Source organism: Rhodococcus sp. NPDC049939 (assembly GCF_040656415.1).
GTDB lineage: Bacteria > Actinomycetota > Actinomycetes > Mycobacteriales > Mycobacteriaceae > Rhodococcus_F.
Map to the genome: position 1 here is coordinate 294,702 of NZ_JBFAMC010000001.1, position 12,356 is coordinate 307,057.

Sequence of the window (12,356 nt, forward strand, 5' to 3'; positions counted from 1 at the left end):
ATCCCGCACCTGCCCGTTTCACGGCCGATCGCATACGACTCGAGTGGGAGGCGGGGGACGGGCCCGGTAGTCCGGAAGCGGTGTTCGGCGAGAATATGGATGGTATGGCGGGCCGGCTCACCCAAATCCGCTGGTTGTCGACGCCCCAAGCCGCGGGTACCGTTGCTGGGGGTATGCAAATTGCGACACGTCGTGAGTGCCTGTGTCAAGGTCGGTGAGTTTCGTGGGAAAGAGGAGGTGTGGCATCGGAATGAGAAGCCAACCTCCCAGTATCAACTGAAACCGCTCCACCGGTATGTGCTGCGGTTTCATGTTGTGCCCTCAGCCCGTATTCGCCGGCACGATGTTGTTCTGCCGACTTCCTCGAAAGCTCCACCATGCCTCAGTTGCGTCCGATCCGTTCACTTCTGCCCAGCCGTTCCACCGGTCTGACCGGCGCCGACACCGCCGCCGGTGAAGAGGCTGCTCACCGTGGCGCAGAAGCAGTGTCTCCGAAGCCGAAGGTGGATCGAAGTTCCGTCGGAAAAGTGGTCCAAAGCGCCGTCTACCGTGACGGCAAGAGGATTGCCACCGCTGCCACCCTGTCCGAGGCTCTCCGTGGCGTGCAGGACTCGTCTTCGATGGCTTGGATCGGCATGTACCGCCCCAACGAATCCCAGTTGTATGCGGCAGCTGAGCAATTCGATCTGCATGAACTGGCGGTGGAGGACGCCATCGTCGCCCATCAGCGCCCCAAGCTCGAGCGCTACGGTGAGACCCTGTTCGTGGTCCTACGTGCGGCGCGGTACCGCGACGAGACAGAGAGCGTCGAGTTCGGTGAGTTGCACGTCTTTTGCGGTCCGAGTTTCGTGCTCACCGTCCGGCACAGCGAATCACCTGATCTCGCGGCGGTCCGGCGGCGAATGGAGGGCGATCCGAACTTGCTCCGTCTGGGGACCGAGGCTGTCCTCTATGCAATCCTCGACGCGGTTGTCGACGGATACGCGCCGGTGGTGTCCGGGCTGCAGAACGACATCGACGAGATCGAGACCGAGGTCTTCAGCGGAGCGCCCGGAGTGTCGCGACGCATCTATGAACTGACCAGAGAGGTCATCGAGTTCCAGAGGGCGACGAGGCCTCTGCTCGGCATGCTGCAGGGATTGTCGGCGGGATTCCACAAGTACAACACCGACGACGAGCTGCGACGCTATCTTCGGGACGTCACCGACCATGCGACTGTCGCAGTCGAACGGGCCGACAACTTTCGCCAGTTGCTCGGGAACATTTTGACGGTCAACGCCACACTGGTCTCGCAGGAGCAGAACGAAGAGATTCGCAATCTGACCCATGCCAGCATCGAGCAGAACGAAGAAATCAAGAAGGTGTCGGCATACGCGGCGATTCTCTTCGCGCCGACCCTGATCGGGACCATTTACGGTATGAACTTCGACTTCATGCCCGAATTGCATTGGGATTTCGGGTATCCGTTCGCCCTGTCGCTGATGGCGCTTACCTGTACCACGCTGTTCACGGTCTTCAAACGCCGCAACTGGTTGTGACAGGAGCCAACTGCGGGGAATGGAATCGCAGGTGGTCGATCGACGCGGTCAGAGTTCGCCCGTGCCGTCGGCGAATTGCCACCGTAGCCCTATCGCACACTATTTGAGGGCAACACCGTCCGAGTTGCCAACTGCGGTGACACTATGGACAAGTGGATCTTCCCGTGATGCCGCCACTGCAGCCCATGCTCGCGAAAGCTGCTTCGCGCATACCGCCGCAACCTGACTCCGGATCGACGTGGCTGTACGAGCCGAAGTGGGACGGATTCCGCGCCCTGGTATTTCGTGACGGTGCCGAGGTGGTGCTCTGTTCGCGTGGCGGAAAGGACCTGGCCAGGTACTTTCCCGAACTTGTGCGTGCGGTGAGGGATGAATTGCCGCAGCGGTGCGTGCTCGACGGTGAACTCGTCGTGCCGCGGAGTATCGGCGGCCGCACGCGCCTGGACTGGGAATCGTTGTCAGAGCGCATTCATCCGGCGACCAGTCGGGTGACGATGCTGTCGGAGAAGACTCCAGCCCAGTTCATCGCTTTCGATATGCTCGCCCTCGGCAACCACGACTCGAGCCGGGAAGACTTCTCCGCTCGCCGTGCGCAATTGGTTGACACCATCGGCGGTGGACCCACTTGCCACGTGACCGCAGCAACCGGATCCAGCGAGATCGCCGCCGAGTGGTTCGAGATGTTCGAGGGCGCAGGCCTCGACGGTGTGGTGGCAAAGAAACTCGTCGGCCCGTACATGCCGAACAAGCGGGAAATGGTGAAGGTGAAGCACTCCCGAACCGCAGACTGTGTAGTCATCGGATACCGGCCGCACAAGAGTCAACCAGGTATCGGATCCATGCTGCTCGGCCTCTATGACGGCGACCAGATCGCGATGGTCGGCGGTGCATCGGCTTTCACTTCGGCTCGGCGCGTCGAATTGCTCGCCGAGCTGGAGGAACTGCGTGTCGGCGAGGACGTCGTCGCCGAGGGTGAGCCCACCCGTTGGCGATCCGGCAACGACCGGCGCTGGGTGCCGCTGCGACCCGAGCGGGTCGTCGAGGTGGCGTACGACCAGATGGAGGGTTCCCGTTTCCGGCATGCGGCGCGGTTCCTGCGCTGGCGTCCGGACCGCACACCTGACGAGTGCACGTTCGGGCAACTGGAGGTTCCGGTCCGATACGACCTTGACGACGTACTGACGGGAGGTTCGTAGATGGCGAGCCCTGCGGAAGAACTCGACGTCGATGGCGTCACCGTACGTCTGTCGAATCCGGACAAGATCTACTATCGGAAACTTGGCGCCGAAGGTGGCACGAAACGGCATCTGGTGGAGTATTACCGTTCGGTCGCCCGAAGCGGCGCGCTGCTCGACGCGTTACTCGACCGACCGACGCACCTGCAGCGGTTCCCGGACGGCATCGACGGTGAAGAGATCTACCAGAAACGAATTCCGGCGAAGCGCCCCGACCACGTCGGCTCATGTGAGGTGACGTTCCCTTCGGGTCGGAAGGCAGATGTGCTGCGAGTGCGAAGCGCTCCGGACATCGTCTGGGCAGCAAACCTCGGCAACATCACGTTCCATCCGTGGGCAGTCCGGTATCCCGATGTCGACCATCCTGACGAATTGCGGATCGACCTGGACCCGCAACCAGGCACCGGATTCGATGATGCCCGCGCGGTCGCACTCGAGGTGCTCCGACCGCTGTTGAGCGAACTCGGTCTCACGGGGTTTCCGAAGACGTCGGGGGGCCGCGGCCTGCACGTGTATCTGCGCATCGAGCAACGATGGGACTTCGTGCAGGTGCGGCGGGCGGGCATCGCCCTGGCTCGTGAGATCGAGCGGCGCAGTGGGGATCGGGCCACCACGAACTGGTGGAAGGAGGAGCGCGGCGAGCGCATCTTCCTCGACTTCAATCAGAATGCCCGCGACAAGACCATCGCGTCCGCATACTCGGCACGCAAAACACCGATTGCGACAGTGTCCACACCGGTAACGTGGGATGAACTCGTCGATGTCGACCCCGACGAGTTGACTATCTCGACGGTGCCTACGTTGCTCGAGAAGCGCGGCGACCCGATGTCGGCCATGAGTGACACGGTGCAGTCACTCGATGTGCTGCTCGAGATGGCGGATCGAGATGACGCAAGGGGGCTCGGAGACCTCCCGTACCCGCCCAACTACCCCAAGATGCCCGGCGAACCGAAAAGAGTACAGCCCAGTCGGGACCGTGATCGCCGGTAGCGACGCAAGCACAGCCTTCGCAAGGCTCGGCGTCGGGAAGGTTAGGTCGCAATGAACTATCCGACAGTCAGCACCGCCGGAGTCCTTCTCGGTGTGCTCGTTGCGGCACTCGGAACACTGGCGATCGCGCCGGCCACCGCGTCTGCCCTGTCCATCTCTTGCGCCGGACAGGCCGGCTTGGGTGAAACCGCGATCGTCGGTCATACAGGCTGCGGTGCTCTCGCCGATTCGAGTAGCACTTCTGTGGCATTCAGCAGAGAAGGCGTGGGTTTCGCCGATGCAGCTCGGGCGGGCGCGGCACTCGGGGTCGGACTCGACGGCGGTGTCGGTGCCGCCGAAGCGAGAGGCAGTGCGGTCGCCGCGATCGCGGTTGGGCCCGAGAGCGTCGCCATCGGGACCGTCACCGGCGGCGGTCCAGCGTTGGCGCTCAGCGGTCCGGGCGGGCGAGCACTGGTCGCGGAACCGGCCAGGGGTGTGGTGTGCTCAGGCGGACCGTCGCTCGCCATCAATTTCCATGCTGGTCAAGCATGTCTGAGCGACGGCAGCACATCCTGGCAGCTTCCCTGACCTATCGCCGGTTCGCGTCGTAGGGTGATGTCAACCCCCAACGCAACCGCATCTACGAACCGAGGAAGCATCATGAGTGAGCACGTCTACAGGGTTGTCGAGATCGTCGGTTCGTCGACCGAGAGTACCGATGCCGCCATCAGGAACGCGATCGGGCGCGCAAACGAAACCTTGCGCAACCTCGAGTGGTTCGAGATCGTCAGCACTCGTGGCCACATCGAGAATGGTGCCGTCGCGCACTACCAGGTGACGGTCAAGATCGGATTCCGTGTCGAGCCCGGCGATGCCGTCTGAATTGACGCTCAGTGTTACAAGCGGGCCCAGCCCAAGCAGTTTTCGACCCGAAAGAGGTCATTGTGGAAGGGATCATCGAAAGTCGATCCCATATCCACTGTGGTGACCGAGGTGACTTCGCAGCAGTCGCGTGAACTCGTCTCGAAGCGGGCGGGCCGGTCTGGCTCTCGACCGAAACTGGAACACGTTATAGTCTGTTTTCACGTTTTGGATGCCGGAGTTCGCGCATCCGGGTAGGGGAGAACCGTGACTTATGTGATCACGCAGCCGTGCTGCAGCGACGCCTCATGCGTAGATGTCTGCCCGGTCAACTGCATCCATCCCACTCCGGAGGAAGAGACCTTCGCGACAGCGGAGATGCTTTACATCGACCCGGACACTTGCATCGACTGCGGTGCCTGCGTTGACGAATGCCCGGTGGACGCGATCTACGCCGAGAATGAACTCCCGGATATCGACGAGCCGTATCTCGACATCAACGCCCAGTACTACAGCAAGTACCCCATCGGACCCGACTGGCCCGAACCGCTGAAGTTCCCGGTGATCGACGAGGCATTGGGAACGCTCCGTGTCGCCGTCGTCGGATCCGGTCCGGCTGCGTGTTACGCCGCGATGGAACTGACTGCAAAGCCACGCGTCGAGGTAGACATCTTCGACCGCCTACCCACCCCGTACGGCCTGGTCCGGGCGGGGGTCGCACCTGACCACCAGAGCACCAAGGGGGTCACCGGGCTTTTCCGTTCGGCCATCGGCAAGCGCACCGTGCACTGCCACTTCAATGTCGACGTGGGTCGGGACATCAGCCATCAGGAGTTGCTCCAGCACCATCACGCCGTGATCTACGCGGTCGGCGCGTCAGGCGACCGCAGGTTGGGGGTTCCCGGGGAGGATCTGACCGGAAGCCACGCCGCCACCGAGTTCGTAGCCTGGTACAACGGTCACCCCGACTACGCCGACCACACGTTCGATCTGTCGGGTGAGAGGGTCGTAGTCGTCGGCAATGGGAATGTGGCACTCGATGTGGCCCGCATCCTCGTCACCGATCCCGAAGACCTGGCCAAAACAGACATCGCCGATTACGCGCTCGAGGCCTTGCGGGCAAGCAATGTCCGTGAGGTCGTGATCCTGGGGCGTCGGGGCCCGGCCCAGGCCGCCTACACGCACCCCGAACTTCTGGGCCTCGACCGCATTCCGAACGTCGACATCGTCGTCGACCCGGACGAAGCGGCTCTCGATCCCGCCAGTCGTGCGTTCATCGACGGAGACGAGTCGGAGCCGTGGCAGCGCAGCAAGGTGACCCTGATCGAGGAGATCGCCAAGCGCCCAGTCGATCCGTCGAAGAAGCGGATAGTGTTGCAGTTCCTGACCTCGCCCGTCGAGATTCTGGGCACCGACTCCGTCGAAGGTGTGCGAATCGTCGAGAATGAGATCGTCGAGGGGCCGAACGGCACGTTGGGTGCGGCCCCGACTGAAACAACCTCGACGCTGACCACGAATTTGGTGCTGCGGTCGATCGGCTACCGCGGCCAACCGGTGCCCGGAATCCCCTTCGACGACCGCCGCGGCGTCATCCCCAACGAGAACGGCAGGGTGATCGACCCGGACACCGGAGCACCACTGCCCGGCGTGTACGTGGCCGGCTGGATCAAGCGTGGGCCGACTGGAGTGATCGGCACCAACAAATACTGCTCCGCGGAGACCGTGAGAATGCTGATCGACGATTTCTCGGCGGGAAGGCTGGGCGAGCCCGCTGATCACGACTCCTTCGACCGATTGCTTGCAGACCGGGCGCCCGCTGCCATCGACTACCAGGGCTGGCAGCGTATAGACAAAGCCGAGGGTGCCGCAGGTAGGTCGGCCGGACGGCCTCGGACCAAGTTGACCGACGTCGAAAGCATGTTAGCCGCGGCTCGCGCGGATTCCTGAGGCCGCGCGGGGCGAAGCAGCTGCGGTCGGACTTCCGCTGTCAGCCGATGTGTGTTTTATTGGTCAATGCGCTTGGGGGGTCCGTCGGGGATGCGCGTAGATACTTCGTCGAACGAGAGTGGTCATGGATGGGCATGTCAGAAATGGGTAGTTCCAGGACGAGGCGCTGGTCTTCCCGTGTCGCAGTCGCTGTGGCTGGGGCATTGATCTCCGCAACTGCACTGGCAGGGGTCGGAAATACCGAACCGTTGTTTCCTGGTGGACCGGAAATCCCTGGTTTTCCAGGGCTTTTCGGCTCAGTAGAACCGCCGCTTCCCGAACCGGCGAACTTCTCGGCCCCATCGATCGATCCCAGTTCCGGTGAAGTCGTCGGCGTCGCGCAGCCGGTGATCATCCGTTTCAACGAGGCGATCGATGACCGTGCCGCCGCCGAGCGAGCCATCAAGGTCACCACCAGCCAGCCTGTCGAGGGCGGCTTCTACTGGATCAACGACAGCCAGGTGCGCTGGAAGCCCACCGAGTTCTGGCCCGCGCATACCCAAGTCACAGTCGATGCCGGCGATTCGCAGTCCACGTTCGACATCGGTGACGCGTTCGTCGCAACCGCGGACGACAACACAAAGCAGATCAGCATCTCTGTCAATGGCGAGGTCGTCAAGACCATGCCGACGTCGATGGGCAAGCCCGGATACGAAACGCCGAATGGCACGTACATCATCGGCGAGAGGGTGCGTGAGATGTACATGGACTCGTCCACCTATGGTGTGCCGATCGACTCTCCGGAGGGCTACCGAACCTACGTCGAGTACGCCACCCGGATGTCCTACAGCGGAATCTTCGTCCATGCCGCCCCGTGGTCTGTGAATCAGCAGGGCCATAGCAACGTCAGCCACGGCTGCCTCAACGTCAGCACCGAGGACGGCAAGTGGTTCTACGAAAATTCGAAGAAGGGCGACGCAGTGATCGTGCGGAACACCGCCGGGGGCACTCTGAGCGGTTCGGACGGGCTGGGCGACTGGAACCGCTGAGTCCCCGCTGATCCGACCCAATCTGGTTCTGCGCGTGGGAGTTTACCGTCCGCAGAATGCAATGTTCGACAACGCGCTCGTGCCCATCGCGCGGCCGTCACCGCGGGGAAGCGGTTGCACCTGCAGCCCAAATCGGTTGAGGTGTACTTCTTCTCCGCGGTGAGGTTGAGCTCAGAGGCAGGTAGCCTCTACCAGATCTTGACGCGTTGCGCCGGGTCGAGGTAGAGCGTGTCACCGGGCTGGACGTCGAATGCCTCGTGGAAGATGTCGAGATTGCGGACGACCCCGTTACACCGGAACTCCGGCGGCGAGTGCGGGTCGACGGCAAGGCGACGGAGTGCCTCGGCGTCACGGGCTTTGGTACGCCACACCTGCGCCCAGCCGAAGAACACGCGCTGCAGCCCGGTCAGGCCGTCGAGGACCGGCGGTTCGCTTCCCTCGGTTGCGATCTGATAGGCGACGATCGCGATGGAGAGCCCACCGAGATCGCCGATGTTCTCGCCGATGGTGAACTCGCCGTTGACGCTGTGACCGGGGAGTGCCTTCGGCTCGAACTGGTCGTACTGCTCGATCAATGCCTTGGTGCGCTTGCCGAACTCGTTGCGGTCGTCGTCAGTCCACCAGTCGATCATGTTGCCATCGCCGTCGTACTTGGCACCCTGGTCGTCGAATCCGTGGCCGATCTCATGGCCGATGACGGCACCGATCCCGCCGTAGTTGGCCGCGTCGTCCGCGTTTGCGTCGAAGAACGGGGGCTGGAGGATTGCGGCCGGGAAGACGATCTCGTTCATCCCCGGGTTGTAATACGCGTTGACCGTCTGCGGTGTCATGAACCATTCGTCGCGGTCGACCGGGCCCCCGAGTTTCGCGAGCTCGTAGTCGTACTCCGCCGCATAACCTCTGCGGTAGTTGCCGACCAGATCGTCGCGGGAGATGGTTACGGCCGAATAGTCACGCCACTTGTCCGGGTAGCCGATCTTGGGCCTGAACTTGTCCAGTTTGCGCAGCGCGGCCTGCCGAGTCTCCGGGCTCATCCAGTCGAGATCGGTGATGTTGCGGCGGTACGCCGTCTGCAGATTGGCTACGAGTTCCTGCATCCGGGCTTTCGATTCGGCTGGAAAGTGGCGGTCGACGTACAGCTTGCCCACGGCCTCACCGAGGAGGTCCTGTACCAGCGAAACGCCGCGCTTCCAGCGCTCGCGGATCTTCTCGGCGCCTGTCAGTGTCTTGCCGAAGAACTCGAAGTTCTCGTCTACAAGTGACTGCGTCAGATAGGGGGCACGGGAACGGATGACGTTCCACGTCGCCCAACCCTTCCAGTCCTCGAGATCCTCCGACGTCCACAGCTCGGTGAATGCTGTCAAGAAGTCTGGTTGGCCGACGACGATCTCTGCGAACTTGTCCGGGGTACCTCCGAGTGCGTCGATCCACGCGGCCCAGTCCAAGCCGACGGGCAGTTCGTCGAGGGTGACGAGGTTGTAGGAGAGTTCGGCGTCACGACGCTTCACCACGTCCCAGTGCCCCGCCGCGATCTTGGTTTCGAGCTCGAAGACGCGCTGGGCGTCGTATTCGACATCGGCGAGTGCGAACATCCTCGCGATGTGCGCCACGTACGCCTTCCGGATCTCGGCGTGCTCGTCCAGACGGTAGTACGCCTCGTCAGGCAATCCCAAGCCTGACTGGCTGAAGTGCACCAGATAGCGCTCAGAGTTCTTGGCATCCGTGTCTACGTAGTGACCCACCGCGCCGCTGACGCCCGTACGTTGCAACCGGCCCAGCACGGTGGCGAGGGCGGACAAGTCGGCAGCTTTGGCGACGGCGGCGAGCTCGTCGGCGATGGGCGTCAGGCCGGCGGACTCCACGGCGTCGGCGTCCATGAAGCTGCCGTACAGGTCACCGATTCGTTGTGAGTCGGTGCCTACCGAGGCGGCCGACTCTGCCGCCTCCTCGATGATCGTCCGGACGTCAACCTCGGCTTTGTCGTACAGGGCGCGGAATGCGCCGTCGATGGCACGGTCCGCTGGAATCTCGTACTTGTCGATCCACCCACCGTTGACATGGACGAAGAGATCATCCTGGACGCGGGTGCCAGGGTCGAGGTGTGTGAGGTCGATGCCGGAGCGCTGAGCGGTGGTCATCCGTCCATCCTTACACTGTCCGTGGACCAGCGCTCCACCGTTGCGCAGAACTTGCCGCGAACTCACCCACCGAGACGGGCGTGCATCTCCCAGACGAGGACTTCGGCGCCGGAATCGGATGAGATCTGCTGACCGCCGGAAGCGGTCGCACGGACCGCGTCACCCTCGTACAGCGTGCCGACGCCCTCCATCTCTGCGGTGCCCCTTGCGACGAAGACGTGGAGGAAGGGTGCTTCGGGTAGGTTCACCGGCTTGCCGGGGAAGATCCGTGCGACATGTAGGGCCGCGTATTTGTTGTTGATCCGAATCGCCGAATTATTTTGGTATTGAGGCATTCCCGAAGCAACGACCATCAGACCGCCCTTGAGAACCTCGTCTTCGATCTCGAGTTGTTCGTAACTCGGGGTGAGACCGGCTTCGTCGGGTACCACCCACATCTGCACGAAGCGCACAGGTTCATGGTGCTGCTCACCGCCGAGACGCCAACTGTCGTTCTTCTCGGAATGCATGATGCCGCTGCCCGCGCTCATCCGTTGCGCAAGCCCGGGGTAGATGATGCCGGAGTGCCCGATCGAATCCTGATGGACGAGCGAGCCTCGCAACACCCACGTGACGATCTCCATGTCTTTGTGCGGATGAGTCTCGAATCCCTGGCCCGCCAACACGGTGTCGTCGTTGTTCACCAGGAGAAGTCCGTGGTGTGTGTTGTCCGGGTCATAGTGCCGGCCGAAGGAGAACGAGTGCTTGGAATCCAACCAGGAAACTCGAGTTTTGAGCCGATCACCAGCACGGTGAACGTACACGTGAGGCGTGGTGATTGTCGGCATTTCGGTCCTCCTTCGGGTGGTTCCCGTCCAGACTACGAGGTACCGACGGTGCGTGTTCGAGTGGCGGTGTCGATTGGGCATCGAACTGGTAGCGCGGTCGCGACGATGTTGGTCGGCTCGCGACGGTGGCAATTCGTCGCTCGCGACGGTGGTGATTTGTCCTGGCGGACAAATTGTGTTGCGGGTGCGATTTCGTAGGCTGAGAGTTCCAAAGATGCTGTTCGACAACAGTTTCAGACGAGACAGGGCCGTACTATTTGTGGACCGGCCCTCCTTTTCTACCCGTTTGTACCGTCCTAGATCGTTTCCGCGGCGTACAGTTTGAACTGTACGTATCAAAACGAAACGACACCGATTGGCGGCACATCGAAAGGGGCGTGATCAGGACGAATCCAGATCGCTACGATGAGCAGCTCCCGGAGTATCGAAGAATCGCGGATCTCGTCGATGCAATGGAAGAACGTATCGCGGCCGAGCGGGAGGAAAAAGGGATCGCCGGCAACCGGGCGGATCGAGCCGCTGTGCAGCAGGTCGAGCCTGCAGATCAAGCGCCCGCCTAGCGCATCGGTCCTCCAGCTTCGACGTATTGGCACCGGGAGTGCGAGTTCAGTTGGTGCATAGGTCAGTTGACGAGATCACCGGCGGATCGCCGATGCCAATGCTTCCCGCTGCCTATGGCGCGACCCATCACGCCCAGTACCCTCATGACGAGGCCGATCACGAAAAGTACGATTCCGAGTGTCGTGAGGACCGAAATTCCGGCAAGAAGGCCTATTACGAACGCGATGATTCCTAGGATGATCACGGTGTTCTCTCATTTCGATCCGGCGGTGTGAAGCTACTGACTCGGTTGCGGCAGTGTGCATTCCACCTGAGGATTCACACCCATGTAGTTCAGCGGCCCGGCGAGGACGGTTACAGCGATTGTCGCAGCAGTGGAACAATCGGCCACCACTTCTTCGAAATACCCTCGCTGGAACACGGCAACGGCACCTATGATCAGCCAGGCCAGCACAACGATCGATACGAATCGCCCGATCTGCATTGCGACCTCCCTGGGGTGCACCGCCGCGAGGGCCGGTGCACGTGTCCTAACTCAGGATACGCGGGAGCGTGGTGCATCGAAGCCGAGCGAGCAGCATGGACGATATCGTGAACCGCGTGAGCGAGTCGTTGAATCGAGACGGTGTGCGCGGACATCTCCATCGTCCGACGGCTGATGCGGTGGCGGGTCTGGTCCTGACGCACGGTGCTGGAAGTGATTGCAACACAAAGCTTCTAATGGAAATGGCCGAAGGATTCGCCGATCACGGGGTTGTCGTCCTGCGTTTCGACCTGCCGTTCCGGCAGGGCCGTGCGTCGGGTCCGCCACATCCGTCGAAGGCGGCGGAGGACCGCGACGGCATCGCTGCTGCGGTGGCTGTCATGCGTGAGTTGGTGACAGCGCCGGTCTGGGCGGGTGGGCACTCTTACGGTGGTAGACAGGCGTCGATGCTGGCCGCAGAACAGCCCGGACTTGTCGACGCTCTGCTGTTGCTGTCATACCCGCTGCATCCACCGGCCAAGCCGGAAAAGCTTCGCATCGAGCACCTGCCGGAACTACGCACCCCATCCGTGCTGGTACATGGGTCGAAGGATCCGTTCGCCACCAGCGACGAAATGCGGACGGCACTCGAATTGATTCCGGCAAAGACCACCCTCGTCGAACTGAGCGGCGCCCGTCACGATCTCTCGCCGGACAAGTTCCCGGTGGTCGAGCACGCGGTCAGTGCGATGCTAGAGCTTCTGTAGGTGGCAGAACCGTCCGAGCGAT

At 62.2% G+C, this 12,356-nt stretch carries 13 protein-coding genes; 8 read left to right on the forward strand and 5 right to left on the reverse strand.

The features are described 5' to 3' along the window. The first annotated feature begins 377 nt into the window (after positions 1-377). From AB0I57_RS01245 to AB0I57_RS01275, 7 genes are all read left to right on the forward strand, one after another. The gene (locus AB0I57_RS01245; protein WP_358328703.1) at positions 378-1,538 is read left to right on the forward strand and encodes a magnesium and cobalt transport protein CorA; all 1,161 of its coding nucleotides are present in this window, start codon (positions 378-380) and stop codon (positions 1,536-1,538) included. A 152-nt stretch (positions 1,539-1,690) separates the two neighbouring features. Next, complete coding sequence (locus AB0I57_RS01250) at positions 1,691-2,734, forward strand: ATP-dependent DNA ligase (RefSeq protein WP_358328706.1); 1,044 nt, start codon at positions 1,691-1,693, stop codon at positions 2,732-2,734. Next, positions 2,735-3,763: a DNA polymerase domain-containing protein gene (locus AB0I57_RS01255; protein ID WP_358328708.1), complete on the forward strand. Its 1,029-nt coding sequence runs from the start codon at positions 2,735-2,737 to the stop codon at positions 3,761-3,763. A gap of 51 nt (positions 3,764-3,814) precedes the next feature. Next, positions 3,815-4,330: a DUF6764 family protein gene (locus tag AB0I57_RS01260; protein WP_358328711.1), complete on the forward strand. Its 516-nt coding sequence runs from the start codon at positions 3,815-3,817 to the stop codon at positions 4,328-4,330. 72 nt (positions 4,331-4,402) lie between these two features. After that, on the forward strand, positions 4,403-4,624 hold the full coding sequence (locus AB0I57_RS01265; protein ID WP_358328714.1) for a dodecin: 222 nt from the start codon (positions 4,403-4,405) through the stop codon (positions 4,622-4,624). 246 nt (positions 4,625-4,870) lie between these two features. Next, positions 4,871-6,550: an FAD-dependent oxidoreductase gene (locus AB0I57_RS01270; protein ID WP_358328716.1), complete on the forward strand. Its 1,680-nt coding sequence runs from the start codon at positions 4,871-4,873 to the stop codon at positions 6,548-6,550. A gap of 128 nt (positions 6,551-6,678) precedes the next feature. Then, complete coding sequence (locus AB0I57_RS01275; protein WP_358328719.1) at positions 6,679-7,578, forward strand: Ig-like domain-containing protein; 900 nt, start codon at positions 6,679-6,681, stop codon at positions 7,576-7,578. Positions 7,579-7,766: 188 nt separating this feature from the next. On the opposite strand, the gene AB0I57_RS01280 is transcribed toward AB0I57_RS01275, so the two are convergent. From AB0I57_RS01280 to AB0I57_RS01300, 5 genes are all read right to left on the reverse strand, one after another. Then, positions 7,767-9,716: a M13 family metallopeptidase gene (locus tag AB0I57_RS01280; RefSeq protein ID WP_358328721.1), complete on the reverse strand. Its 1,950-nt coding sequence runs from the start codon at positions 9,714-9,716 to the stop codon at positions 7,767-7,769. 62 nt (positions 9,717-9,778) lie between these two features. After that, positions 9,779-10,543 carry a pirin family protein gene (locus AB0I57_RS01285; RefSeq protein WP_358328723.1) on the reverse strand — a complete coding sequence of 255 codons (765 nt, stop codon included), beginning with the start codon at positions 10,541-10,543 and terminating at the stop codon, positions 9,779-9,781. Between the two features lie 335 nt (positions 10,544-10,878). Then, complete coding sequence (locus AB0I57_RS01290; protein WP_358328725.1) at positions 10,879-11,091, reverse strand: hypothetical protein; 213 nt, start codon at positions 11,089-11,091, stop codon at positions 10,879-10,881. Between the two features lie 74 nt (positions 11,092-11,165). Further along, on the reverse strand, positions 11,166-11,348 hold the full coding sequence (locus AB0I57_RS01295; RefSeq protein ID WP_358328727.1) for a hypothetical protein: 183 nt from the start codon (positions 11,346-11,348) through the stop codon (positions 11,166-11,168). 33 nt (positions 11,349-11,381) lie between these two features. Further along, a complete protein-coding gene (locus AB0I57_RS01300; RefSeq protein WP_358328729.1) occupies positions 11,382-11,588 on the reverse strand; it encodes a hypothetical protein in 207 nt (68 codons plus the stop codon). Between the two features lie 107 nt (positions 11,589-11,695). On the opposite strand from AB0I57_RS01300, the gene AB0I57_RS01305 reads away from it, so the two are divergent. Further along, on the forward strand, positions 11,696-12,334 hold the full coding sequence (locus AB0I57_RS01305; protein ID WP_358328731.1) for an alpha/beta fold hydrolase: 639 nt from the start codon (positions 11,696-11,698) through the stop codon (positions 12,332-12,334). The last annotated feature ends 22 nt before the right edge of the window (positions 12,335-12,356 follow it).